1 protein-coding gene is annotated in these 381 nt (G+C 49.9%); it reads left to right on the top strand.

What is annotated here, in order from left to right; genetic code table 11:
* Nucleotides 1-17: 17 nt before the first annotated feature.
* On the top strand, nt 18-381 hold a 364-nt coding region (locus F0L74_RS34820), incomplete at its 3' end, for a 60S ribosomal protein L28 (RefSeq protein WP_213087193.1).

Here is a 381-nt window from a genome sequence, read left to right as displayed (position 1 = left end):
ACAACAATGCATTCCTTGTGAAGAAGCGCAATATCAAAAAGCCGTTCAGCAAGGAGCCGAACAATGTGACTAACCTCCACTCCTTCAGGTACAACGGCTTGATTCACAAGAAAGCCGTTGGTGTCGTGGAGAACCCTGACAGGAAGGGATTCACAGTAGTGTACAAGAAAGCAAAGGCTACCAGAAAGCCCGCTAAAAACTTAATCCGACGTCCATTCAAGGCTGGTGCCAGGAGGTCACTGTACAAAGTGAAGAGGTTGTTAAAGGCTAACCACTACCGCACAGACCTATGCAAGGCTACCCTTCGTCGTGCTTCAGCCATCCTCCGCTCCCAGAGGCCCATCAAAGCAAAAAAGGCTAAGACAGCCGCAACCAAGTCGG

Source organism: Chitinophaga agrisoli, from assembly GCF_008386695.1.
GTDB classification, from domain to species: Bacteria; Bacteroidota; Bacteroidia; order Chitinophagales; family Chitinophagaceae; genus Chitinophaga; species Chitinophaga agrisoli.
The sequence above is the reverse complement of the archived record's forward strand: the minus strand, read 5'-3'. Positions and strand labels throughout refer to the sequence as shown.